We start from the raw sequence: 22,457 nt of genomic DNA on the forward strand, positions 1-22,457 counted from the left end.
GTGCTCCTCAGTAGACGGTGGTCTGGGTGTGAGAGGCCGCGGGGTCGTCGGCCTCGGGTGAGCCCGGCTCGGGCAACGGGTCGGGACCCTTCTGCGCAGCCTTGCGGATGAGGCCGAACTCGACGACCGCGAGCGAGGCGTACACCGCCGTGAAGGCGATCAGCGAGATGAGCACCGTCCAGCCGGGCACGTTGGGTGAGACGCCGTCCTCGGTCAGCATGAGGCTGAACACGATCCAGGGCTGGCGGCCCATCTCGGTGAACACCCAGCCGACGAGACTGCCGAGCAGGGGGAGCGGAGCCGACCAGATCGCGACCTTCCACATCCAGCGGGCGACGGGGCGCTGAGCCTTCTTGCGGGTCAGCCAGAGGCCGGCGACCGAGATGAGGGTCGCGACGCCGCCGAGGCCGATCATCCAGCGGAACGACCAGTAGGTGACCCACACGATGGGGCGGTAGTCGACGCCCGCCCCGAAGGTCTCGGTGTACTGCGCCTGCAGATCGTTGAGGCCCTCGACGCACCCGTCGAAGCTGTGGGTCGAGAGGAAGGACAGCAGGTACGGCACGCGCAGCGACCAGACCTCCTCGGTGCCGTCGGGGGTTCCGATGGAGAAGATCGAGAAGGACGCGTCGGCCCCGCACGCACTGTTGAACATGGCCTCGGCCGCGGCCATCTTCATGGGCTGGGTCGCCACCATCACGAGGCTCAGCTGATCGCCCGAGAGCGCCACGCCGATGAACGAGACGATCATGCCCCACATGCCGAAGCGGAGGGCGGGACGCATCGTCTCGACGTGCTGCGCGCGCGAGAGGTGCCAAGCGGCGACCGCGATCACCACGGCAGCGGCGAACATCCACGCGGCGAAGATCGTGTGGGGGAAGGCCGCCAGCACGATCGGGTTGGTCAGGACCGCCCCGAAGTCGATCAGTTCGGCCCGACCGCCGTCGGCGGCCATCTGGTAGCCCACGGGGTTCTGCATGAAGGCGTTGGCCGCGAGGATGAAGTAGGCCGAGAGGGTCGAGCCGAGCACGACCATCCAGATGGAGAACAGGTGGAGCGCCTTCGGGAGCTTGTCCCAGCCGAAGATCCACAGGCCGATGAAGGTCGCCTCGAAGAAGAAGGCGAGCAGACCCTCGAAGGCCAGCGGTGCGCCGAAGATGTCGCCGACGAAACGAGAGTAGGCCGACCAGTTCATGCCGAACTGGAACTCCTGCACGATGCCCGTCACGACGCCCATCGCGAAGTTGATCAGGAAGATCTTGCCGAACAGCCGGGTCAGGTGCAGCCACTTCACGTTGCCGGTGCGGTGCCAGACCGACTGGAAGATCGCCACGACGAGAGCCATCCCGAGGGTCAGCGGCACGAAGAGGTAGTGGTACAGCGTCGTCAGACCGAACTGCCAGCGGGCCAGCAGGAGCGGATCGAGGAAGTCCATCGGGAGGTGCCTTTCGGGAGGCGAAGGTTTCGACAGGCTGAAGGTATCGAGTGTGGTTTTCCCCGGTCTCAGGGGCGGCCGGGAATAATGTTACGCGTGGTCTGACCACTAAGCAAGGCGCTGTCAGACCACAGTTGGCGCGAGTCGATCGGGCGGGATCGACCCGCGGGTGCCCCGCAGCCGCTTACGCTCGACCCATGGGGGAGCCGCTCGTCGACAGATTCGCCCGGGTCCACCGCGACCTGCGCATCTCGCTGACCGACCGCTGCTCGCTGCGCTGCACCTACTGCATGCCCGAGCAGGGCAACGAATGGCTCGCCCGCCAGAGCATCCTCACCCTCGACGAGATCGTCGAGATCGCCACCGTCGCCGCGGCTGCGGGCATCACGACCTTCCGGCTGACGGGTGGTGAGCCGCTGCTCCGCACGGACATCGTCGAGATCGTCCGGCGGCTCTCGGCGATCGAGTCGCCCGACGGCCCGATCGAGATCGCGATGACCACCAACGGCATCCGGCTGCCCGACGCGCTCCCCGATCTCGTCGCGGCCGGACTCGCCCGCCTGAACATCTCGCTCGACACGCTCGATCGGGAACGGTTCCGCGCGCTCACCCGTCGTGACCGTCTCGACGACGTGCTCGACGGTGTGCGGGCCGCCCAGGCATCCGGGCTTCGGCCTCTCAAGATCAACGCCGTCGCGATGCGCGGCGTGAACGACGACGAGCTCGCCGACCTCGTGGCCTTCGCCGTGGCGCACGATGCCCAGATGAGGTTCATCGAGCAGATGCCGCTCGACGCCGGACACACGTGGGATCGCTCGAGCATGGTCACCCGCGAGGAGATCCTCGGAGCGCTCGCCGAGCGATGGAGCCTCGAGCCGGTCCCGGGCCGTGGCGGCGCGCCCGCCGAACGATGGCGGCTCGACGGCGGTCCGCACACGGTCGGAGTCATCGCGTCGGTGACGGCGCCGTTCTGCGGTGCGTGCGATCGGATGCGGCTGACGGCCGACGGTCAGCTGCGCAACTGCCTCTTCTCGATCGACGAGTACGACCTGCTTCCGGTCCTGCGCTCCGAGACGCCTCCGGACGCGCGGGCCGTGCGCATCGATCAGGTGCTCCGCAACTGCATCGCAGGCAAGAAGGCCGGTCACGCGATCGACGACCCCGGGTTTCTGCAGCCCGCGCGGGGGATGAACGCCATCGGCGGCTGAGCGTCGCGCCGACGTGAGCCGGAGGTGCCGTCACGGACGAGGTTCGACGACCTGCCGCCGACTCTCGGTCGCTGTCAGGCTCGCGGCTCCCACTACGGCCATCGCGGCGGCGGCTGCGAAGACGGTCGCCGCTCCGCCGAGGGGGAGCAGCGCTCCGAGCGCCGCGGCGCCGATCGCCTGACCGATCATGAAGGTCACGAACAGCAGGGCCGTGCCCGCTGCTGCGTGCGCCGCATCGATCTGCGTCGTCCATCCGATGAGTGCTCCCGAAGCCGTGACGTAGGCCCACCCGAACACCGTGCACGCACCGAGTGCGAGCGTCGTCTGAGTCGGAGCCGCGCCGAGGGCGAGCGTCGACACGGCGACGAGCCCGGCGCCGATCCACCACAGCGTCCGGGGCTGGAGGTGTGCGAGCGGCCTCGATGTGGCGATGACGGCGGCGCCGCCGCATCCGAGCAGGATCCACGCCAGCACCGACTGCGTCTGCGATCCGCCGGCGTCGACCAGGACGGTGCGGCCGTAGGTCCAGATCGCGGACGCGCCGATCCCGACGAGGACGGATGCCGCGATCGCCGGCCGATGCGCCGCCCACCATCCGCGTCGTGGCAGGAGCAGGGGACGGCTCTCGTGCGAGTCGGCCGGGGCACTGTTGCGCGGGCGGCTGTTGTGCGGGCCGCCGGCGCGTGGGCGGTCGCTGATCAAGACGGCGCCCCCGGCGATGACGGTCGCGACCGCCGCGATCAGCCAGCACAGGCGCCAGTCGGGGCTGAGTATCACGGCGATCATGCCGGCGACGACGAGTCCTGGCCCGGTCCCCGCGTTGACGATCGCCTGCGGCGTGCGTGACTTGTCGTCGGTGAAAGTGCTCGCGACCAGGCGGACGAGAGCCGGGGATGCGAGCCCGGCGCCCGCCGAGGCGATCGCCGCGGCCGGGCCGAAGGTCGCGACATCCGTTGCGGCCGCGATCCCCACGGCACCGCCGCCCGCGGTCAGGGTCGCCGTGACCACGAGCACGCGGGGGTGGCGCTCGGCGGCGAAGAAGCCGACCACCGCGGCGATCGCGTACACGATCGAACCTGCGGCGGACACCAGGCCGGCGGTGGCGGTGTCGACACCGAGGTCGGCGCTCATGTCGGGCAGATGGAGCCCGAAGGCGAGGCGGACGAGGCCGTAGGTCGCCGCGATCAGCGCGACGCCCGCGGCGACAAGAGCCCAACGTCCAAACGAAAACGACCGTTTCACTTTACCGAGCATAGAGTGCTGGCATGGGAATGCGGCCGGGTACCGAGGAGCGCATCCTCGACGCGGCCGAAGACCTCTTCTTCACGCAGGGCATCGTCGCGACCCCGATCGACGCCGTGATCGCGCGCGCCGGTGTGTCGGCGGCGACGCTCTACCGCGGATTCGCGAGCAAGGAGACGTTGCTGGCCGCGGCCCTCGACCGGCGGCAGCGGGTGTGGCTGCAGACATGGGATGCCGCGATCGCACGCAGCGACGACGACGAAGGGCGTCTCCTGGCGGTGTTCGACGCCCTCGCCGACTTCCGCGACGAGCCGCGCGGATCGCGCTGGTGCGCTTTCCTCGGCGCCGCCGCGGAGTATGCCGATCCGCCGCCGGAGGTGGCATCCGCGGTCCGCTCCGACACCGAGGGCATGCGTGCACGGCTGACTGCGCTCGCCCGCCCGATCGCGGGGGCCGGCGCGGATGCGCTTGCGGAACGGCTGCTCCTCGTCGTCAGCGGTGATCTTGCGATGCGGCTGCGCGAGCGCGGTCATGACACGGCGCTGGCGCGCTCGACGGCGGCGTTGCTGATCGCGGCGTCCCGGGTCTGACTCCGGGCGCGGGTCCGCGATCAGGCGCGTCCGGGGTCAGTCGTGCGTGGTCGCGGCGTGCAGCAGCTGGATGATGCACACCGACGGGTCGCACGAGGAGCGCATGCCGTCAACGGCGAGCGGCCCCCCGGCCTCGGTGAGCACGCCCTGGAGCAGGCCCAGGTGCACGCTGCACAGCACTTCGCGGTGGTCGGCCTGCGCCGTCGCATGCGCACACGGGGTCAGGTCGACGGTCAGTGCGGATTCGTCGATGATCGGGTCGAAGCCCTCGTCCTCGAGCTCTTCGACGAGGGCGTCGATCTGATGCAGAGCGCGCGTTTCGAGCACGTCGGGGACGTCGAGGGTCAGGACGCGGCGCATGAGGTCACCGCGCTGCGCGGCATCCCGCACCTTGCGGCGCTGGATCGCGCTCCGGGTCGCCTCGCCGTCGGCAGCGCTGTAGAGCACGCGCGGGCGGCCGCGGGTGGTGCGGTGCTCCTTCTCGGCGACGATGAATCCGTCGGAGATCAGGCGTGCCAGGTGTTCGCGGATCGTGTTCGGGTGCAGGTCGGTCGCCTCCTGCAGCTCGAGAATCGTCCGGCGGGGCTGCTCCTGGATGAGGTGCAGGATCTCCACGCGGGAGTAGCTCGAGATGGCGCTGTATCCGACTGTCGCGGTGCTCATGGGACCCATTAAACACGGAAACCCGCGTGTGGTCATACCACACCGTGAATTTTGTGGGTTTGCTCGCGCCGGCGGTTGCCTCGGAGCGCAAACCTCGGAGGAAACGACGAACCTCGGAGCCTGCGTGGGCAGGGCTCCGAGGTTCGCGTCAATCTCCGAGCTGCGGATGCCGCGGGTCAGGCCTCCGGGCTCCAGGTCGAGACGCGGGTGAGCTCGGCGATCTCGTCGGCGGTGAGCTCGACCCGTCCGCCGTCGAGCAGACCCTGCACCTGCTCGAGTCGCGAGGCGCTCGCGATCGGAGCGACCACGGTCGGCTGCGAGCGCAGCCACGCGAGAGCGGCCGAGGCGATCGAGACGTCATGCGCGGCGCCGATGCGCTCGAGCGTGTCGATGATCTGCAGGCCCTGCGGCGTCGCGTAGACGGCGGCCCCCTCGGCGCGCGGGGAGTCGTGGCCCGAGGCATCCGTCGACCGGTACTTGCCGGTCAGGAAGCCCTTCGCGAGCGCGAAGTAGGGGACGAGGCCGAGGTTCTCGCGCTCGGCGATCGGCACGATGGTCTCTTCGACCTCGTTGCGGTGAACGAGGTTGTAGTGCGGCTGGATGGCGACGGGGCGGGCGACACCGGTCTCGTCCGCGATGCGCAGCCACTCCTCGACGCGTTCCGCGGTGTAGTTCGACACGGCGATGTGACGGACGAGGCCGTCGGCGACGAGCTGGCCGAAAGCGCCGACCGTCTCTTCGAGCGGCGTTTCCGCGTCGTCGAAGTGGGCGTAGTAGAGGTCGATCGCGTCGACGCCCAGGCGCTTCAGCGATGCCTCCGCGGCGGCGCGGACGTTCGATGCGGAGAGGCCGCGGAAATCGGGATGCTGACTGACCTTGGTCGCCACGACGACCTCGGGGCGGCTGCGCGCTGCGAGCCATTCGCCGATGATCGTCTCGCTCTCGCCGCCGCTGTGGCCGGGCGCCCATGCGCTGTACGAGTCGGCGGTGTCGACGAAGTTGCCGCCGCCCTCGACGAAGGCGTCGAGGATCGCGAACGACGCGTCGCGGTCGGCGGTCCAGCCGAAGACGTTGCCGCCGAGGGCGAGAGGGAAGACGGAGAGGTCGCTGTTTCCGATCGTGCTCATGTTCGGTTCAAGGCCCGCGGCGGCGTCGGTATTCCGGCCGTCGGGCCGCGTTCGGTTCAACGAGGACGCGCCAACTCCTCAGGATCCGACCCGCGGTGCGGTGCCGGGCCCCGCGCGTGGGGAGGGGCCGCCGGATCTGAGGAGTTGGCGCGATGCGTGTGCGGAGCCGTGTCAGCGCGTGCGAGTCGAGCCGCGGCGCGAGACGGCGACGTAGATGCCGAGCACGATGATGGCGCCGATGATCGAGCCGATGATGCCGGACGGCTGGAGGAAGCCGCCCTCGGGGCTGTGGTTGAAGATGAGGAACCCGAGGAATCCGCCGACGAACGAGCCGACGATGCCGAGCACGATGGTCATCAGGATGCCGATGTTCTGCTTGCCGGGGATGACGGCGCGCGCGATGAAGCCGGCGATCAGTCCGACGAGGATGAGGCCGAGGATCGTCCAGAGCATGGTGCTTCTTCTTTCTGTGCAGGAACAGGCGCCGGTCGGGCACCCGGGGCGGACGACAGGTTATGACTGCACCCACGGAATCCCCGTCGCCCTTTCGCCCACTCCCGCCGTGGTTGTACCCTTGCCGGCCGCTCGGCACGCCCGAGCACGCACCCCCGCCGCGAGAACGCACCCGCGACGGTGTGCTTTCGCGGCGATGGTGCGTTCTCGCACGGGATCCGTCAGGCGAGGGCTTCGCGGAGCGCGGCGATCCAGGACGGAAACGCGTCGAGGTGCGCGTCGTGACTGCCCTCGGGGAGGGTCAGGATGCGGGTGCCCGGGCGCCGTGCGGCAAGCTCGGTCTGCTGCTCGGCGGAGAACATGCCGTTGGCGGCGAAGATCGCCGTCGTCGGCACCGCGAGGTCCTCCCATTCCGCCCATCGCGGTTCGTGCACCGCGGTGATCACGGCCTGCATGACGTCGGCGTCGAAGCGCGGCCGCAACCCCGAGGGCTTCTGCTCGAGGTCGGCGACCCAGGCCTCCGTGAGCGGCGAGTCGCCGAGGAAGGCCCGCGCGGCGGTGGGGTCGGCGAACGGGAGGGGCCACGAGGCGAAGAAGGCGCCGAGGTCCGCGGCATCCTGTGGATCTGTGCTCCCCGCCGCGTGCCCCTCGAGCGTCACGAGGCGGCTGACCAGGTCGGGATGCCGGCTGGCAGCGAGGAACGCGGTGTGCGCGCCCATCGACTGCCCGACCAGCGCCACCCGTTCACCCGGCGCGAACCGCTCGATCACGGCGGCGACATCCGCGACGAAGGCGTCGCGCGAGAGATCGTCGGGTCTCCGTGTGCTGTGGCCGTGACCGCGCTGGTCGAGCAGCAGCACCCGGTGCCGGTCAGTGAGAGCCTCGGCGGTCGGCATGAGCTCGCGCGAGCTGCCCGCCAACCCGTGCAGCAGGAGAACCGCGGGGCCAGGCCCGCCCACCTCGGTCACCGCGAGCGAGACGCCGTCGCGGTCGATCATGGTGCGGCGGTGCTGCGTCATCCGTCCATTGTCCGGGTATAGCACCGGCGCAACGGCGAGCACGCACCGTTGCGGCGAGAACATACCCCGGACGGTGCGCTCTCGGCGCGATGGTGCGTTCCCGGCGTGAGCTACGACCAGCGCAGCGGCGTGACCGAGCCGGTCTCCCAGTCGCGGCGGAGGATGCTGTACGCCACCGAGCCCAGCGGCTCGGCACCCTCGACGGGCCACCCATCGCGGTAGTAGGCCTCTTGCACCCAGCCGCAGGCTTCGAAGACGCGGCGCATCGCCCGGTTGTCCTCACGGGTCTGCCCCTCGAACCGATCGACGTCGGGCATCGTCGTGAACACGTGCTCGGCGGCCGTTCTCAAGACGCCCTTCGCGAGGCCGCGTCTCCGCCACGCCGACGCGAGACGCAGGTCGAACAGCGGCGCGCCGTCGCTGATCTCCTCGAGACGGAAGAAGCCGATGCGGCCGTGCTCGACATGGTCGATCCAGAACGAATCGTTGTCCTCGTCGCGGTACCGCCCCGCCGCGATGCCGTCCTCGACCTGCTTACGCGTGGGCCGTGTGCCGACGTGGAACGGGAACACCTCGCCGGTCATGAACGCGATCAGTTCTTCGCGGTCGTCTCCCGCCGGATCGATGCGGACCAGCTCGATCCCGCCTTCTCGACGGACGATCGCGGATGCCTCGGGGTTGATCGTCTCGTCATCGTGCACGCCGTCCACGCTAGACGAACGGGGCGCGAGGCGCGCAGTCAGACGGGGTGCTGTTCCGCTCGCAGGAGCCAGTCGCGAACGAGCGGGGCCACGGCATCCGGGCGCTCGAGATGCACGTTGTGTCCCGCTCCGTCGACGACGACGAAGGTGCCACGGACGTAGTGGTCCGCAGTACTGAGCCCGTCCTCGAAACCGACGACGTGGTCCTGGCGCCCGAAGACGTGCAGGCTCGGCGCCGTGAACGGAAGGTAGGTGTGTTCCGGCGCGTATCCGGCTGAGTACGACGAGGTGATCCGGTCGAGGACCTCCGCGTCAGCCCCCCGGATGCCGGGCAGCACGAACCTTTCGAACGCGGACAGCGCCTCGGCGGTGTGCAGCACCGCCATCTCCGCGAAGTCGTCTCGAAACGAACCCGCCCGGGAGAGCACGGACTCGTCCGCCACGACGATCTCGCGCGGGGGCAGGCGCCGCTTGTCATGGTCGAGCTCGAACACACCGGCGAGGGTCGCCAGCCCACGACACTGAGACCGAAGAGCGTGCGCCACGTGACGGGCGACCATCGCGCCGAACGAGTTGCCGACGATGACGAAGGGGCCGCCCGCGGCGATGGCTTCGACCTCGTCGCGGACAGCATCGGCGACCTCCCGAGGGGTGGTCGCACCCTGATCGGTCGCGCGCTCCGCCCAGGGGAGGTCGAGGTAGATGCGCCGCCACGGGCCGTCGCGAACCCAGTCCTCCAGAGGAAGGAGGATGCGGTGATCGACGCCGAACCCGTGCACCGCGATGAGCGGGATGCCCGAGCCGTGTTCCGCCGCGATCATCGCGGCTGAAGAGCGCCCGTCCTCCAGCCGAGGGCGGGAGCGACGTACTTCGCGAACGACTCGACGATGCGCAGGTTGAACTCGACGCCGAGCTGCGACGGGATCGTCAGCATGAGGGTGTCGGCGCTCATGACCGCGGCATCCTGGAGCAGCTGCTCGACGAGCACGTCGGGCGCCGCGGCGTAGGTCTTGCCGAAGGTCGAGCGCATGCCGTCGATGTAGCCGATGCCGTCCTGGTCGTTGCTGCCGCCGAAGTACAGCTCGTCCTCGGTGGTCGTGATCGGGAAGACCGATCGACTGACCGACGTGCGGGGCTCGCCGGGATGCCCGGCTTCGCGCCACGCGGCTCGGAACGCATCGAGCTGTCGGGCCTGCAGGATGTCGAACGGCGTCCCGTCCGCCTCGGTGAGGAGCGTCGACGACATCAGGTGCACGCCCTTGCGTCCGGCCCACTCCGCGGTCTCGGTCGTGCCGGCGCCCCACCAGATGCGCGAGCGGAGCCCGGGGGAGTTCGGCTCGATCCGCTGCTTGCCGTTCCCGCCGCCGAACGGGCTGTTCGGGTCGCGCTCGGCGAGCCCCTCGCCCTCGATCGCGCGGAGGAAGGTGTCGAAGTGCTCGCGCGCGATGTCGGCGCCGCGGGGATCCTGCGAGCCGGTGTACCCGAACGCCTCGTACCCGCGGACGACGGTCTCGGGTGACCCGCGGCTCACGCCGAGCGCGAGCCGCCCGTCGGAGATGAGGTCGACGGCCGCGGCCTCCTCGGCGAGGTACAACGGGTTTTCGTACCGCATGTCGATGACGCCGGTGCCGATCTCGATGTTCTTCGTCGTCGCGGCGATCGCAGCGAGGAGCGGCATGGGAGAAGCCTGCTGCCGCGCGAAGTGGTGCACGCGGAAGTAGGCGCCGACGGCGCCGAGGTCGTCCATCCCCTGCGCGAGGTCGATCGCTTGACGCAGCGAATCACCGGCGGTGAGCTCGCGACCGCCGCCGAGAGGACCGTAGTGACCGAACGAGAGAGTGCCGAAACGCTGCATGTCAACCCGCAACGTCGGCGGCCCCGTTCGCATTCCCGCGTGCATAGGCTGGGCGAAACCGACCCCGGGAGGTGTCATGGTCCAGGTCCGCGTTCTCGGGGTCGCGCTCGACCCCGCTCAGCAGCACGTCATCCTGCTGAAGCCCGTCGATGCGCTGTCGGACCGGGTGCTGCCCGTGTGGATCGGTTCGCAGGAGGCGACGTCGATCCTCGTCGCGGTCGAGGGCGTCTCGCCGCCGCGTCCCCTCGCGCACGACCTCATGATCCGCCTGCTCGACGCGACGGACGCCACCGTCGACCGGGTGGAGATCACCCGCATCGACGACGGCACGTTCTACGCCGAGGTGACGGTCACGGCACTCACGGGATCGCGGGTCGTCGATGCCCGACCCTCCGACGCGATCGCCCTCGCCTCGCGTGCCGGGGCTCCGATCTTCGTCGCCGACGACGTACTCACCGAGGCGGGGATCCCCGACACCGTGAGCGAGGCTCCCGAAGGCGCCGAGACGCCCGAGGCGGCGGAGCAGCGCGTCGCGGAGTTCCGCGAGTTCCTCGACGACATCGACCCCGACGACTTCCGCGGCTGACACGCCGGCCGACGGGGCCGCCGCAACCGCATCCGATCCACCACCCCCCGACGAAAGGAAGACCCATGTCCCGCATCCTGATCATCGGAGGCCACGGCAAGGTCGCGCTGCGCCTGGAGCCGATCCTCGCCGAGCGCGGCGACACCGTCACGGCCGTCATCCGCAACCGCGACCATGAGGGGGATGTCGCCGCGACCGGTGCCACGCCCCTCGTCGCCGATGTCGAGTCGTTCGATGTGGAGCAGCTGACGAACCTGCTCAGCGGCAACGACGCGGTCGTCTGGGCCGCCGGAGCCGGGGGAGGGGATGCCGCCCGCACGTGGGCGGTCGACCGCGACGCCGCCATCCGCTCGATCGACGCGGCCGCTGCCGCCGGCGTCCGCCGGTACGTCATGGTGTCGTACTTCGGTGCCGGGCCGGATCACGGCGTGCCCGAGGACGACTCCTTCTACGCCTACGCCGAGGCGAAGGCGGAGGCCGACGCCCACCTGCGCGAGAGCGGACTGGACTGGACGATCGTCGCGCCGAGCGGCCTGACGCTCGATGAGCCGACGGGCAGCATCACGGTGGGCGGCTCGGGTGAGGAGTCGGTTCCGCGTGGCGATGTCGCGGCGGTCATCGCGGCCGTTCTGGCCGAGCCCGCGACCGTCGGGCGCATGATCGAGTTCACGGGCGGTGACACCCCGATCGAGGCGGCGCTCACAGCCGACTGACGGTTTTTGTTAGGGTTGCCTTGCCTCATCGCGCACGCCGCGAGATCGACCCGAGGGAAGGCCCCACATGCTGTCTCGTCCTGTCCGGCGCGCCCTGAGCGCCGTCGCCATCTCGGCCGCCGCGGCCCTCGTCGTCGCCGGATGCGCTGCGCAGCCCTCCGCTGCTGACGCCGCGCCGGAGGCCAGCGCGGCCCCGCGCTCCGTCGAGCATGCCCGCGGCATCACCGAGGTTCCCGAGCAGCCCCAGCGCGTCGTGACACTCGAACCGCTCGAGCTCGACACCGCGGTCTCCGTCGGCATCACGCCGGTGGGGGCCGCGGTCGCGAGCAACGTCGCTGGGATCCCGGCCTACCTCGGAGTCGACGGCGTCGAGCCGGTCGGCACCGTTCCCGAGCCCGACCTCGAGGCGATCGCCGCGTTGAAGCCCGATCTCATCCTCGGAACCGAGGCGCGCCACTCGAAGCTGTACGACCAGCTCTCGGCGATCGCCCCGACGGTCTTCATCGCGACGCAGGCGGACCCGTGGCGTGACAACGCCGAGCTGATCGGCGAGGCGCTCGGACGCGAAGACGAGGTCGCGGCGCAGATCGCCGCCGTCGACGACCGCTGCGCCGAGATCGGGGCAGCCCACGACCTCGCCGGCAAGACGGCGCAGGTCATCCGCCCCCGCGACGAGACGACTCTCAGCCTGTACGGACCCGTGTCGTTCGCGGGCAGTCTGCTCGAGTGTGTCGGGTACACGACGCCCGAGCACGACTGGGCCGACGGGCTGCAGGCCGACATCTCTCCCGAGAACATCCTCGACGCCCGCGCCGACGCGGTGTTCGTCACGGCATCCGACACGACCGACGCCTCGGCGGTTCCGGCAGCGATCACCCAGAACGCGGATGCCTTCCCGACGGTCACCCTCGTCGACACGAGCACATGGGTGGCCGGTGTCGGTCCGCACGGAGCTCAGAGCGTCCTCGACGACATCGAGCGCTTCCTCGACGGGCGGTGACCTCGAGAGCCGGACGCGCGGCGGCGGGCGCCGCGATCGCCCTGGCCCTGGTGCTCGTCGTCGCGGCATCCCTCGCCGTCGGAGCGAACCCGCTGTCGCCGGGCACCGTCGTCGCGGTGCTGCGCGGTGAGGGCGCGCCCGAGGCGACGTTCGTCGTCGCCGAGCTGCGCGTACCGCGGACGGTCGTCGGGCTGCTCGCGGGCGCGGCCCTCGGGGTCGCCGGAGCGCTGATGCAGGCCTTCACGCGCAACCCGCTCGCCGATCCCGGCATCCTCGGAGTCAACGCCGGCGCCGCGCTCGCCGTCGCTCTCGGGATGGCAGTGCTCGGCGTCCGCGCGACGTCGGGCGCGGTGTGGTTCGCGTTCGTCGGCGCGCTCGTCGTCACGGTCGCCGTCTACCTGATCGGCTCGGGCGGACACGGGGCCGCGGGCCCGATCCGGCTCACGCTCGCGGGTGTCGCCCTCGGCGCCGTGCTGTCGGGCATCACGACGGGCATCGTGCTCAGCGACCCCGACGCGTTCGATGCGATGCGCAGCTGGAACGCCGGGTCGCTGCTGGGTCGCGGCTGGGACACGATCGTGCCGGTCGCGCCCTTCATCGCCGTCGGGCTCGTGCTGGCCCTCGTTCTCGGCGCCGGACTCAACGCCGTCGCGCTCGGCGATGACGTCGCTCGGGCGCAGGGGGCGAACCTCGCCGGCATCCGGATCGGCGTCATCGTCGCTGTGACCCTCCTCGCGGGCGCGGCGACAGCACTGGCCGGACCGATCTCGTTCGTCGGGCTCATGGTGCCGCACATCGCCCGCTGGCTCTTCGGCGCCGATCACCGGGTGATCCTCGCCGTCAGCGCCCTGCTCGCGCCGGTGGTCGTGCTGGCCGCGGATGTCGTGGGGCGCGTGCTCATCGCTCCGGCGGAACTGCCGGTCGGCATCGTGACGGCTTTCGTGGGGGCTCCCATTCTCATCGCGCTCGCACGCCGACGCCGGGCGAGCGCCCTGTGAGCGCTGAGCCGCGGATGCTGCGCCTGCGGGTCAGCGGTCTGCACGTGCCCCTCCGCCTGCGCAGCGTCGTCGTCGGGATCGCTGCTCTGGTCGTCGCGGCTGTGCTGCTGGTGGTCGCTCTCGGCGCGGGAACCTTCCCGGTCGCGCCGGGCGGCGTGATCGCCGCGCTCGTGGGGGTAGGCGACGACGCACTGGTGCAGACCGTCGTCCGCGAGTGGCGGCTGCCGCGAGCGCTCGGAGCCCTCGGCGTGGGGGCGATCCTCGGGATCGCGGGGGCGCTCTTCCAGACCGTCACCCGCAACCCGCTCGCGAGCCCCGACATCCTGGGGCTCTCGAGCGGAGCGTTCACCGGGATGCTCGCCGCGCTCGTCCTCGTGTCGTCGAGCTGGCCGGTGCTCGTGGGCGGCTCGCTGATCGGTGCCCTCGCCACCGCCGTCCTGATCTGGGTACTCGCCTGGCGCGGCGGGCTGCAGGGGTTCCGCCTCATCGTCGTGGGCATCGGCGTCTCGGCGATGCTCGCGTCGCTCAACACCTGGATGCTGTTGCAGATCGAGCTCGAGACCGCGATGTTCGCCTCGGCCTGGGGCGCGGGCAGCCTCAACGGCGTCACGGCGCCGGCAGTCGCCGGCGCGCTCGCGTGCGCGGTTCCGTTCGTGCTCGCGTCCTTCGTTCTCGTTCCCCGCCTGCGTCAGCTCGAGCTCGGCGACGACCTCGCGGCCGCGACGGGCGCCCGACCGCATCTCACGCGCACCCTGGCGCTGCTGGTCGGCGTCGTGCTGGTCGCTGCCGCGACGACCGTCGGCGGCCCGATCGCCTTCATCGCGCTCGCGGCTCCGCAGGTGGGGCGTCTGGTCGCACGCACTCCGCACCTGTCGCTCGGGCTGTCCGCGGTCATCGGCGCCGTGCTGCTGATCGCCTCCGACCTGATCGCGCAGCACGTGCTGCCCGCACCGCTTCCCGTCGGCGTCGTGACCGTCTCGCTCGGCGGCGCCTACCTCGTCCTCATGATCGTGCTGGAGGTCCGCCGCCGTGCCTGACCCGTTCCCCTCGGCGACATCGCTCGCCGCCGAGTCCGTGACCCTCGCCTACGACGGCGCCGAGATCGTCCGCGATCTGTCAGTGCGGATCGAGCCCGGGTCGTTCACCGTCATCATCGGTCCCAACGCCTGCGGCAAGTCCACTCTTCTGCGCGGCCTCTCGCGGCTGCTCGCACCGCGCGCGGGGAACATCGTGCTCGACGGCCGTGCGATCACCGAGCTGCCCGCGAAGGAGGTCGCCCGACGGCTGGGCCTGCTGCCGCAGTCGGCGATCGCCCCCGAGGGCATCACCGTGCGCGAGCTGGTCGGCCGCGGGCGCTATCCCCACCAGAACCTGTTCCGGCAGTGGTCCGCCGCCGACGACGCGGCCGTCGACGAAGCGCTCATCGCGACGGGGACGATGGAGCTCGCGTCGCGCCCCGTCGAGGCGTTGTCGGGCGGCCAGCGGCAGCGGGTGTGGGTCGCGATGGTGCTCGCCCAGCAGACGGGACTGCTGCTTCTCGACGAGCCGACGACCTTCCTCGATGTGGCCCACCAGGTCGAGCTGATGGAGCTCTTCGCCGAGCTGAACGAGCGCGGCCGTACGATCGTCGCCGTGCTGCACGACCTGAACCATGCCGCCCGGTACGCGAGCCGCATCGTCGCGATGCGCGACGGGCGCATCCTCGCGGAGGGGCCACCGGCGGAGGTGATCACGAGCGAGCGGGTGGAGGAGGTCTTCGGCCTCGCGAACATCGTCGTCGACGATCCGGTCACCGGCGGCCCGCTCGTGGTGCCGCTGCGCGCGCGTCGGCCCGGGCCAGTGACGGGGGAGGGGGCATCGTGAGCGTCGAGCGTCCCTGGGCTTACAGCGCTTTCGTCGTCGAGGTCGCCGCCGTGGCGAGACTGAGCCCCGGCTTCATCCGCATCACCCTCCGCGGGGAGGCGCTGGCGAACTTCGCTCCGTGGGGGCTCGACCAGCGCATCAAGATCGTGCTGCCGATGCCGGGGCGCCCGCACCCGGGGCTCGCCGAGTTCGGCCTGCTCGACGAGCCGACCCCGCACCCCTCCGACTGGTACGCGCGGTGGAAAGCGCTCGACGAGGACGACCGTAACGTGCTGCGCACCTACACGCCGTCGGCGATCCGCGTCACCGAACGCGAGATCGACGTCGACTTCTTCCTGCACGAGCCCGTCGGCCCCGCCTCGGCATGGGCGCTGGCCGCCCGACCCGGCGATCCGCTGGTCATCACGGGACCCGACGTGCGGATGGGATGGACGGGATACGGCATCCATTGGAGGCCCGGCGAGGCGACCCGGTTCCTCCTCGTCGGAGACGAGACGGCGTTCCCCGCCCTGCGGAGCATCGTCGACTCGCTGCCGGAGGCGGCGCGACCGCACGTGATCGTCGGCGCGGCGGACCCCGCCGACGACCTCGTCACGCGAGCGATCGCCGACCGTGCCCTCGTGACGCGCGTCGAGCATCGCGCCGGCGACGACGCCCTCTCCACGGCGGTGCGGTCGTGGGCCGCGGAGCACGGTGCCGCCGCCGCGGCCGACCCGGGCTACGGCGTGTGGCTCGCCGGCGAGTCGGGCGTCGTCACCGGCATCCGCCGGTTCCTGACCGCCGAGGTCGGCATCCCGAAGGAGCGCATCTCGTTCCTCGGGTACTGGCGGCACGGCGGCCCGCTCGTCGGGTGATTCCCGACGCTCGCGCTAACTCCTCATGGCCGGAGGTCGTCTCGGCGGCCATCGCGGGTATCCCGGGCCGTCCGGTGCGGGCAGCGCCCGAAAGTGAGGAGTTGGCGCGGCGTGGCGGCGGACGCCATGCTCGATACGCTGGCGGGATGACCCCGCGCGACCTTCCCGGCGGCGCCGTGCTGCGCGCCGCCCGCCCCGGCGACGAGACCGGCATCCTGGCCTGCATCCACGCCCTTGCCGTCTACGAACGCGAACCGGACGCCGTCGAGAACACCGCCGAGATGCTGAGCGAGACCCTGTTCGGGCCAGAGCCGCGTGCCTTCTGCCACGTGGTCGAGCGCGAGGGCGCGATCGTGGGCATCGCGATCTGGTTCCTGACTTACTCGACCTGGACGGGCCGCCACGGCATCTGGCTCGAAGACCTCTTCGTCGACGAGTCGCAGCGCGGCACCGGCTACGGCAAGGCGCTGATCGCCTCGCTCGCCGAGGTCTGCGTCGAGCGCGGGTACTCGCGGCTCGAGTGGACCGTCCTCGACTGGAACGCCCCCTCGATCGCGTTCTACCGCTCGATCGGAGCCGAGCCCATGACGGAATGGACGACGCAACGCCTCACCGGCGACGCCCTGCACGCGCTCGCCGGCTGACCCCCGCCTTGCGCTTCGGGGCGTCCCGCGTCAATCCCGACGACGCGGTCGGAGCGCGCTCGTAGGGTGGAGGCATGGCAGATCAGATCCACGTCCCGAACGTGTCCCTCAACTCCGGCTTCGAGATCCCGCAGCTCGGCTACGGCGTCTTCAAGGTCGACCCGGCCGAGACCGAGCGTCTCGTCTCCGAGGCTTTCGAGGCGGGCTACCGCCACATCGACACCGCCGCGATCTACGGCAACGAGGAGGGCGTCGGCCGCGCCATCGCCGCCAGCGGCATCCCGCGCGACGAGCTGTTCATCACGACCAAGCTGTGGAACGACCGCCAGGGCGGCGACGAGCCGCGGAAGGCCCTGTCGGAGAGCCTCGAGAAGCTCGGGCTCGACCACGTCGACCTGTACCTCGTGCACTGGCCGGCCCCCGCCAACGGCAACTACGTCAACGCGTGGCAGAAGCTCATCGAGCTGCGCGACGCGGGCCACACCCGCTCGATCGGCGTCTCGAACCACCTCGTCGAGCACCTCGAGAAGATCCACGCCGAGACCGGGGTGCTCCCCGCCGTGAACCAGATCGAGCTGCACCCCGCCTATCAGCAGAAGGACGTCGTCGACTGGGCGACCGATAAGGGCGTGCGCATCGAGTCGTGGGGTCCCCTCGGCCAGGGCAAGTACGACCTCTTCGGCGCCGAGCCCGTCGCCGAGGCTGCGGCCGCGCACGGGAAGAGCCCGGCCCAGGTCGTGCTGCGCTGGCACCTGCAGCGTGGCTTCATCGTCTTCCCCAAGACGGTCAGCCGCGAGCGCATGGTCGAGAACGCGTCGCTGTTCGACTTCGAGCTCACGACGGCGCAGGTCGACGCGATCTCGGCGCTCGACCCGGGCGACGGCTCGGGCCGCGTGAGCGCGCACCCGTCCGAGGTGAACTGACCCCGGTACCTCCGCGGGTTCGGTTTCGGGCGCAGTTCCCGGCGTCGCGCGCAGATCATTCTGCGGCGGATGCCGGGAACTGCGCCCGATCCCCGTGGGGCCGCGGGTTTCGTAGGCTGGAGGCGTGGCATCCGTTCTCAACGTCTCGGCGTATCTCTTCACGCACATCGCCGACCCCGCCGTGCTGCGCGAGACGCTGCGCGAGCGTGCCGTGGGCGCGGGGCTGAAGGGCACGATCCTGCTGGCCGAGGAGGGCATCAACTTGTTCCTCGCCGGCGCTGAGAGCGTCGTGCGCCGGTTTCTCGATGACCTCCGCGCCGACGAGCGCTTCGCCGAGTTGACGGCGAAGGAGAGCTGGTCCGACGAGCAGCCGTTCGGCCGGATGCTCGTGAAGGTCAAGCGCGAGATCATCCGGATGGACCGCCCCGCGATCCGCCCCGCGGCCGAACGTGCGCCCAGCGTGACGCCGGGCGACCTGCGGCGCTGGCTCGACCAGGGACACGACGACTCGGGTCGCGAGGTCGTGCTGCTCGACACCCGCAATGCGTTCGAGGTCGACTACGGCACCTTCGCGGGAGCCCTCGACTGGCGGATCGAACGGTTCACGCAGTTTCCGGATGCCGCGGCCGCCCACCACGACCAGCTCGAGGGCAAGACGGTCGTCAGCTTCTGCACGGGCGGGATCCGCTGCGAGAAGGCCGCGATCGTCCTCCGTGAGGAGGGCGTCGACGCGTATCAGCTCGAAGGCGGGATCCTCGGCTACTTCGAGAACGAGGGCGGCGCGCACTGGAACGGCGAATGCTTCGTCTTCGACGAGCGCGAGGCGCTCGCCCCCGACATGTCGGCGCGGCGCTGACCGTGGCGCGGATCGTCGTCCTGACCGGCGCCGGGATCTCGGCGGAGTCGGGCATCCGCACCTTCCGCGCCGCCGACGGGCTCTGGGAGGACCATCGCATCGAGGATGTCGCGACTCCCGCGGGCTATGCGGCCGACCCGGCTCTCGTCCACGCCTTCTACGACGAGCGGCGCCGCGCGGCGGCCGCCGCGGAGCCCAACGCCGCGCATCTCGCCCTCGCCGACCTCGAAGCGCGGCACCCGGGTGATGTGCTCATCGTCACGCAGAACATCGACGATCTGCACGAGCGTGCCGGCTCGATGCGCGTCAGCCACATCCACGGCGAGCTCGGGTCGGCGCTCTGCGAGGCGTGCGGGGAGCGGATGCCGTGGCGCGGCGACCTCGCCGGGCGACCGCCCTGTCCTGCGTGCGGGGCTCGCGCGCTGCGTCCCGACGTGGTGTGGTTCGGCGAGGCGGTGTACGGGCTCGACGACATCTTCGACGCGGTCGCCCTGTGCGAGCAGTTCTGGGTGATCGGGACGTCGGGGGCGGTCACGCCCGCGGCATCCCTCGTCGCGGTGGCGGCGGAAGCCGGGGCGCGCACCGCCCTCCTGAACCTCGAGGCCTACGAGGACCTTCGTCTGTTCGACGACGTCGCGCTCGGCCCGGCGACGGCGACCGTGCCCGAATGGGTCGCCCGGTTCTGAGGCGCGCCCCTGCCGCGTCCGGGGTCGGCGGTAGCGTCGTCGCATGGAACCGCACCGGCTCACGCGTGAGCAGGCCCGCCGCATCATCGTGCGGGCACAGCTGCTCGAGGCAGACCGTCCCGGCGACGTTGTCGAGGTGGCCGAGCAGATCGGTGCGATCAAGATCGACCCGACGGCCGTCATCGCGCCCAGCGAGCAGGCGATCCCGTGGACGAGGATCGGCTGGGGGTATGAGCCGGGGCAGCTGACCAAAGCCGTCGAAGACGACCGGCAGCTCTTCGAGTACGCCGGCTCGTTCCACCCCGCGAGCATGCTGCCCGCGATGCGTGTGCGGATGCGGCTGCGCCCCGTGCGCGAAAGCACAGCGGCGTGGCTCGAGGCCAACCACGTCTTCCGATCCGATGTGCTGGCGCGCCTGCGTGCCGACGGACCGCTGCTGGCGGCCGACATCCCCGACACCGCCGCCGTGCCCGCCGGAAACGACAGCGGCTGGTACAGCGACAACCAGGTGCCGCGCATGCTCGACGTGCTCGAACGGCTCGGCGAGGTCGCGGTCGTCGGACGCGCGGGTCGGCTGCGGCGCTGGGACATCGCCGAGCGGGCGCGGGGCGCCGAGAGCGACGAGCTCACCTACGACGAGGCCGGGGCGATCCTCGACGAGCGCCGGCTGCAGGGTGCGGGGCTCGCGCGACAGAAGTCGTCGTGGTCGGGAGTCGGGGTCGCCGGCGAGCCGGCCGTCGTCGAAGGCAGCACCTGGAAGTGGCGCGTCGACCCGCGGGCGCTCGAGGCCGTGGACGACGATCCCGGCGGGCGGGTGGCGATCCTGAACCCGTACGACGGGATGCTGTTCGACCGCCCCCGTCTGATCGAGGCGTTCGATTTCACCTACAAGCTCGAACAGTTCGTTCCGAAGGCGCAGCGCGTGTACGGCTACTTCGCGCATCCGATCCTGTGCGGAGATCGCTTCATCGGCCTCCTCGATGCCGCCCTCGACAAGCCGAAGGAGAACCTCGTCGTCGCTGCTCTGCACGAGCTCGTGCCCTGGGAGCCCGAGGAACGCGAGATGGTCGAGGCGGAGATCCGCGACCTGGCCGAATGGCTGGGTGTTCCCGTGCGCGGCCTCGACTGAGTCGCCGATTCGGGGCCTATCAGCCGACCGCCGAGGTCGCAAGGCGGTCGCCACGGCGGCGCCGACGGCGAAGCATGGTGGCAGCCCCGCAATCGAAACGAAAGGAGCCGCCCATGGCTCGCATCATCGAGACCATCGACGTCGACGTGCCCGTCTCCGTCGCCTACAACCAGTGGACGCAGTTCGAGTCGTTCCCGCACTTCCTGAGCTTCGTCGAGTCGGTCACCCAGCTCGACGACGGCACGACCCACTGGAAGGTCAAGATCGGTGGGGCTGAGCGCGAGTTCACCGCGAAGATCACCGAGCAGCACCCCGACGAGCGTGTCGCCTGGAACAGCGTCGGCGGCAAGGACGAGCATGCCGGTGTCGTGACCTTCCACAAGCTCAGCGACAACGAGACCCGTGTCACGGTGCAGCTCGATTGGACGCCCGAGGGCTTCGTCGAGTCGGTCGGCGCGGCCATCGGCATCGACGACCACGCCGTGAAGAAGGACCTCACGCGCTTCAAGGAGTTCATCGAATCGCGCGGCACCGAGACCGGTGCTTGGCGCGGCGACATCGAGAACTGACCTCGATCTCACCGATACGACGAGAGGCCCCTCCGATCTCCGGAGGGGCCTCTCGTATTCCGCAGCGGTAGCGTCTCAGCTGCTGAGCTTGCGCAGCGCTGATCGCTTGTGGGCCGCCTGGTCGCCGCTCTTCTCCGACTCGACGATGAAGGCCGGCTCGTCAGCGGATGCCGTGAACTTCTGGCCGGCGAACTGGAAGTCCTTCTCCTTCTTCTCGACGATCTTCCCCTGCGTCCGCCCCTGGGAGGTGTCCCAGCTGACACGGTCGCCCTTCGACAGTTCCTGAGCCATCGCGGCTCCTTCCGTTGTGCATCGGTTGCGGCGATCCTGTCCCGCGACACGGTCGGGGGAGAAGTCGTTGACACACCGGGGCCGGATGCGCCAGCGCTCCCGTCGACAGGTCGCCGCCTGCAAGACTGCGGAGATGCGCACGATCGTCATCACGGGAGCCAGCGATGGAATCGGGGCGGCCGCGGCGCGGCGCCTCGCTCGAGAGGGGAACCGCGTCGTCCTCGTCGGGCGCTCGCCGGAGAAGACGCGTGCTCTCGCGAGCGAGCTCGACGCGCCGTACCACCTGGCCGACTACGCCGAGCTCGCCCAGGTGCGCCGCCTGGCCGACGAGCTGCTCGAGGCCTACCCGCGCATCGACGTCCTCGCCAACAACGCCGGAGGCATCTTCGGCCCGCGCGCCCTCACCGTCGACGGATACGAACAGACGTTCCAGGTCAATCACCTCGCGGGGTTCCTGCTGACGAACCTGCTGCTGGATCGGCTCGCCGAGAGCGAGGCATCCGTCATCCAGACCGCGAGCGTGGCTGCGCGCCTGTTCTCGCGATTCGACGTGACCGACCTGAACGCGGCGAAGCGCTACTCGGGACGCATCGCGTACGGCAACGCCAAGCTCGCCGACATCCTGTTCACGCGCGAACTGCAGACCCGCTTCCGCGATCGGGGGATCGCCGCGGCAGCGTTCCACCCGGGCGTCGTGGCGACGCAGTTCGCTGCGAACGTGCCCGGTCCGCTCCGGTGGGTCTACCACAACCCGATCGCCCGGCGCCTGCTCACGACGACCGACGAAGGCGGTGCCCGGCTGGTGTTCCTGGCCGACGGAGCGCCGAACCGCGACTGGGTTCCCGGTGCTTATTACGAGAACGACCGCCCGACCCGTTCTCATCGCGACGCGACCGATCCCGACTTGGCCCGCGAGCTCTGGGACCGCAGCGCCGAGATGGTCGCCCTGGCTCGCTGACGCCCGCCGAGAACGCACCGCCGCGGCGAGAACGCACCGCGCAACGTGCGTTCTCGGGGGGATGGTGCGTGCTCGGCGCGGGATGCGCAAGGGG

The 22,457-nt window shown here is 70.6% G+C and carries 26 protein-coding genes; 16 read left to right on the plus strand and 10 right to left on the minus strand.

Going from position 1 to position 22,457, the window contains the following annotated elements; all coding sequences use genetic code 11:
• Positions 1-7 precede the first annotated feature (7 nt).
• Positions 8-1,435 (minus strand): cytochrome ubiquinol oxidase subunit I, encoded by a 1,428-nt coding sequence (locus AA0Y20_RS07430; RefSeq protein WP_412938438.1) that lies wholly within the window; start codon positions 1,433-1,435, stop codon positions 8-10.
• A gap of 197 nt (positions 1,436-1,632) precedes the next feature.
• Between AA0Y20_RS07430 and moaA the strand changes: the two genes are divergently transcribed.
• A complete protein-coding gene (moaA, locus tag AA0Y20_RS07435) occupies positions 1,633-2,643 on the plus strand; it encodes a GTP 3',8-cyclase MoaA (RefSeq protein WP_412938440.1) in 1,011 nt (336 codons plus the stop codon).
• 30 nt (positions 2,644-2,673) lie between these two features.
• Here the strand turns inward: moaA and AA0Y20_RS07440 are convergent, their stop codons facing one another.
• Positions 2,674-3,885, minus strand: coding sequence for an MFS transporter (locus AA0Y20_RS07440; protein WP_412938442.1), 1,212 nt, complete (start codon positions 3,883-3,885; stop codon positions 2,674-2,676).
• 23 nt (positions 3,886-3,908) lie between these two features.
• On the opposite strand from AA0Y20_RS07440, the gene AA0Y20_RS07445 reads away from it, so the two are divergent.
• On the plus strand, positions 3,909-4,475 hold the full coding sequence (locus tag AA0Y20_RS07445) for a TetR/AcrR family transcriptional regulator (protein ID WP_412938444.1): 567 nt from the start codon (positions 3,909-3,911) through the stop codon (positions 4,473-4,475).
• Between the two features lie 36 nt (positions 4,476-4,511).
• Here the strand turns inward: AA0Y20_RS07445 and AA0Y20_RS07450 are convergent, their stop codons facing one another.
• From AA0Y20_RS07450 to AA0Y20_RS07480, 7 genes are all read right to left on the minus strand, one after another.
• Positions 4,512-5,138, minus strand: coding sequence for a helix-turn-helix transcriptional regulator (locus tag AA0Y20_RS07450; protein ID WP_412938446.1), 627 nt, complete (start codon positions 5,136-5,138; stop codon positions 4,512-4,514).
• Positions 5,139-5,314: 176 nt separating this feature from the next.
• Complete coding sequence (locus AA0Y20_RS07455; protein WP_412938447.1) at positions 5,315-6,265, minus strand: aldo/keto reductase; 951 nt, start codon at positions 6,263-6,265, stop codon at positions 5,315-5,317.
• Positions 6,266-6,436: 171 nt separating this feature from the next.
• A complete protein-coding gene (locus tag AA0Y20_RS07460; protein WP_023951967.1) occupies positions 6,437-6,718 on the minus strand; it encodes a GlsB/YeaQ/YmgE family stress response membrane protein in 282 nt (93 codons plus the stop codon).
• 221 nt (positions 6,719-6,939) lie between these two features.
• Positions 6,940-7,737, minus strand: a complete 798-nt coding sequence (locus tag AA0Y20_RS07465) for an alpha/beta fold hydrolase (RefSeq protein WP_412938449.1) — start codon at positions 7,735-7,737, stop codon at positions 6,940-6,942.
• 110 nt (positions 7,738-7,847) lie between these two features.
• Positions 7,848-8,438: a GNAT family N-acetyltransferase gene (locus tag AA0Y20_RS07470; RefSeq protein WP_412938451.1), complete on the minus strand. Its 591-nt coding sequence runs from the start codon at positions 8,436-8,438 to the stop codon at positions 7,848-7,850.
• 38 nt (positions 8,439-8,476) lie between these two features.
• Positions 8,477-9,259, minus strand: coding sequence for an alpha/beta fold hydrolase (locus AA0Y20_RS07475; protein ID WP_412938452.1), 783 nt, complete (start codon positions 9,257-9,259; stop codon positions 8,477-8,479).
• Positions 9,256-10,293: an LLM class flavin-dependent oxidoreductase gene (locus AA0Y20_RS07480; protein WP_412938453.1), complete on the minus strand. Its 1,038-nt coding sequence runs from the start codon at positions 10,291-10,293 to the stop codon at positions 9,256-9,258. The genes AA0Y20_RS07475 and AA0Y20_RS07480 overlap by 4 nt, the downstream gene beginning before the upstream one ends.
• A gap of 76 nt (positions 10,294-10,369) precedes the next feature.
• Here AA0Y20_RS07480 and AA0Y20_RS07485 point away from each other — a divergent pair, with 76 nt between their 5' ends.
• The 13 genes from AA0Y20_RS07485 to AA0Y20_RS07545 all read left to right on the plus strand — a co-directional run bounded on the left by AA0Y20_RS07485 (position 10,370) and on the right by AA0Y20_RS07545 (position 21,114).
• Positions 10,370-10,879: a bifunctional nuclease family protein gene (locus AA0Y20_RS07485; RefSeq protein ID WP_412938455.1), complete on the plus strand. Its 510-nt coding sequence runs from the start codon at positions 10,370-10,372 to the stop codon at positions 10,877-10,879.
• 65 nt (positions 10,880-10,944) lie between these two features.
• Positions 10,945-11,592: an NAD(P)H-binding protein gene (locus tag AA0Y20_RS07490; RefSeq protein WP_412938456.1), complete on the plus strand. Its 648-nt coding sequence runs from the start codon at positions 10,945-10,947 to the stop codon at positions 11,590-11,592.
• A gap of 67 nt (positions 11,593-11,659) precedes the next feature.
• Complete coding sequence (locus tag AA0Y20_RS07495; RefSeq protein WP_412938457.1) at positions 11,660-12,592, plus strand: ABC transporter substrate-binding protein; 933 nt, start codon at positions 11,660-11,662, stop codon at positions 12,590-12,592.
• A complete protein-coding gene (locus AA0Y20_RS07500) occupies positions 12,589-13,590 on the plus strand; it encodes a FecCD family ABC transporter permease (RefSeq protein ID WP_412938459.1) in 1,002 nt (333 codons plus the stop codon). The genes AA0Y20_RS07495 and AA0Y20_RS07500 overlap by 4 nt, the downstream gene beginning before the upstream one ends.
• Complete coding sequence (locus AA0Y20_RS07505; RefSeq protein WP_412938461.1) at positions 13,587-14,627, plus strand: FecCD family ABC transporter permease; 1,041 nt, start codon at positions 13,587-13,589, stop codon at positions 14,625-14,627. Before AA0Y20_RS07500 ends, AA0Y20_RS07505 begins: the two co-directional genes overlap by 4 nt.
• A complete protein-coding gene (locus AA0Y20_RS07510) occupies positions 14,620-15,453 on the plus strand; it encodes an ABC transporter ATP-binding protein (RefSeq protein WP_412938463.1) in 834 nt (277 codons plus the stop codon). Before AA0Y20_RS07505 ends, AA0Y20_RS07510 begins: the two co-directional genes overlap by 8 nt.
• Positions 15,450-16,307, plus strand: coding sequence for a siderophore-interacting protein (locus AA0Y20_RS07515; protein WP_412938465.1), 858 nt, complete (start codon positions 15,450-15,452; stop codon positions 16,305-16,307). Before AA0Y20_RS07510 ends, AA0Y20_RS07515 begins: the two co-directional genes overlap by 4 nt.
• A 146-nt stretch (positions 16,308-16,453) precedes the next feature.
• Complete coding sequence (locus tag AA0Y20_RS07520) at positions 16,454-16,951, plus strand: N-acetyltransferase family protein (RefSeq protein ID WP_412938467.1); 498 nt, start codon at positions 16,454-16,456, stop codon at positions 16,949-16,951.
• Between the two features lie 74 nt (positions 16,952-17,025).
• Complete coding sequence (locus AA0Y20_RS07525) at positions 17,026-17,874, plus strand: aldo/keto reductase (protein WP_112613589.1); 849 nt, start codon at positions 17,026-17,028, stop codon at positions 17,872-17,874.
• A 124-nt stretch (positions 17,875-17,998) separates the two neighbouring features.
• Positions 17,999-18,730, plus strand: a complete 732-nt coding sequence (locus AA0Y20_RS07530) for a sulfurtransferase (protein WP_412938469.1) — start codon at positions 17,999-18,001, stop codon at positions 18,728-18,730.
• 2 nt (positions 18,731-18,732) lie between these two features.
• Positions 18,733-19,416, plus strand: a complete 684-nt coding sequence (locus AA0Y20_RS07535; RefSeq protein WP_412938471.1) for an NAD-dependent deacylase — start codon at positions 18,733-18,735, stop codon at positions 19,414-19,416.
• A 43-nt stretch (positions 19,417-19,459) separates the two neighbouring features.
• Positions 19,460-20,545: a winged helix-turn-helix domain-containing protein gene (locus AA0Y20_RS07540; RefSeq protein ID WP_412938473.1), complete on the plus strand. Its 1,086-nt coding sequence runs from the start codon at positions 19,460-19,462 to the stop codon at positions 20,543-20,545.
• Between the two features lie 113 nt (positions 20,546-20,658).
• Entirely contained in the window at positions 20,659-21,114 is a 456-nt protein-coding gene (locus tag AA0Y20_RS07545) for an SRPBCC family protein (RefSeq protein ID WP_269267482.1), read from the plus strand.
• Between the two features lie 75 nt (positions 21,115-21,189).
• On the opposite strand, the gene AA0Y20_RS07550 is transcribed toward AA0Y20_RS07545, so the two are convergent.
• Positions 21,190-21,405 carry a DUF2945 domain-containing protein gene (locus AA0Y20_RS07550; protein WP_023951934.1) on the minus strand — a complete coding sequence of 72 codons (216 nt, stop codon included), beginning with the start codon at positions 21,403-21,405 and terminating at the stop codon, positions 21,190-21,192.
• 133 nt (positions 21,406-21,538) lie between these two features.
• On the opposite strand from AA0Y20_RS07550, the gene AA0Y20_RS07555 reads away from it, so the two are divergent.
• The gene (locus AA0Y20_RS07555) at positions 21,539-22,363 is read left to right on the plus strand and encodes an SDR family NAD(P)-dependent oxidoreductase (RefSeq protein ID WP_412938474.1); all 825 of its coding nucleotides are present in this window, start codon (positions 21,539-21,541) and stop codon (positions 22,361-22,363) included.
• Positions 22,364-22,457 lie beyond the last annotated feature (94 nt).

The sequence above is a fragment of the Microbacterium pratiae genome, assembly GCF_047302165.1.
In the GTDB taxonomy this organism is placed as follows: Bacteria; Actinomycetota; Actinomycetes; order Actinomycetales; family Microbacteriaceae; genus Microbacterium.

Bases quoted from the DNA above. Each gene is read 5' to 3' on its own strand.
- AA0Y20_RS07465 (WP_412938449.1), bottom strand. From the start codon at position 7,737: ATGACGCAGCACCGCCGCACCATGATCGACCGCGACGGCGTCTCGCTC.
- AA0Y20_RS07525 (WP_112613589.1), top strand. From the start codon at position 17,026: ATGGCAGATCAGATCCACGTCCCGAACGTGTCCCTCAACTCCGGCTTC.
- AA0Y20_RS07545 (WP_269267482.1), top strand. From the start codon at position 20,659: ATGGCTCGCATCATCGAGACCATCGACGTCGACGTGCCCGTCTCCGTC.
- AA0Y20_RS07460 (WP_023951967.1), bottom strand. From the start codon at position 6,718: ATGCTCTGGACGATCCTCGGCCTCATCCTCGTCGGACTGATCGCCGGC.
- AA0Y20_RS07550 (WP_023951934.1), bottom strand. From the start codon at position 21,405: ATGGCTCAGGAACTGTCGAAGGGCGACCGTGTCAGCTGGGACACCTCC.
- AA0Y20_RS07540 (WP_412938473.1), top strand. From the start codon at position 19,460: ATGGAACCGCACCGGCTCACGCGTGAGCAGGCCCGCCGCATCATCGTG.
- AA0Y20_RS07450 (WP_412938446.1), bottom strand. From the start codon at position 5,138: ATGAGCACCGCGACAGTCGGATACAGCGCCATCTCGAGCTACTCCCGC.
- AA0Y20_RS07490 (WP_412938456.1), top strand. From the start codon at position 10,945: ATGTCCCGCATCCTGATCATCGGAGGCCACGGCAAGGTCGCGCTGCGC.
- AA0Y20_RS07495 (WP_412938457.1), top strand. From the start codon at position 11,660: ATGCTGTCTCGTCCTGTCCGGCGCGCCCTGAGCGCCGTCGCCATCTCG.
- AA0Y20_RS07475 (WP_412938452.1), bottom strand. From the start codon at position 9,259: ATGATCGCGGCGGAACACGGCTCGGGCATCCCGCTCATCGCGGTGCAC.
- AA0Y20_RS07485 (WP_412938455.1), top strand. From the start codon at position 10,370: ATGGTCCAGGTCCGCGTTCTCGGGGTCGCGCTCGACCCCGCTCAGCAG.
- AA0Y20_RS07480 (WP_412938453.1), bottom strand. From the start codon at position 10,293: ATGCAGCGTTTCGGCACTCTCTCGTTCGGTCACTACGGTCCTCTCGGC.
- AA0Y20_RS07555 (WP_412938474.1), top strand. From the start codon at position 21,539: ATGCGCACGATCGTCATCACGGGAGCCAGCGATGGAATCGGGGCGGCC.
- AA0Y20_RS07455 (WP_412938447.1), bottom strand. From the start codon at position 6,265: ATGAGCACGATCGGAAACAGCGACCTCTCCGTCTTCCCTCTCGCCCTC.
- AA0Y20_RS07520 (WP_412938467.1), top strand. From the start codon at position 16,454: ATGACCCCGCGCGACCTTCCCGGCGGCGCCGTGCTGCGCGCCGCCCGC.
- AA0Y20_RS07445 (WP_412938444.1), top strand. From the start codon at position 3,909: ATGGGAATGCGGCCGGGTACCGAGGAGCGCATCCTCGACGCGGCCGAA.
- AA0Y20_RS07430 (WP_412938438.1), bottom strand. From the start codon at position 1,435: ATGGACTTCCTCGATCCGCTCCTGCTGGCCCGCTGGCAGTTCGGTCTG.
- moaA (WP_412938440.1), top strand. From the start codon at position 1,633: ATGGGGGAGCCGCTCGTCGACAGATTCGCCCGGGTCCACCGCGACCTG.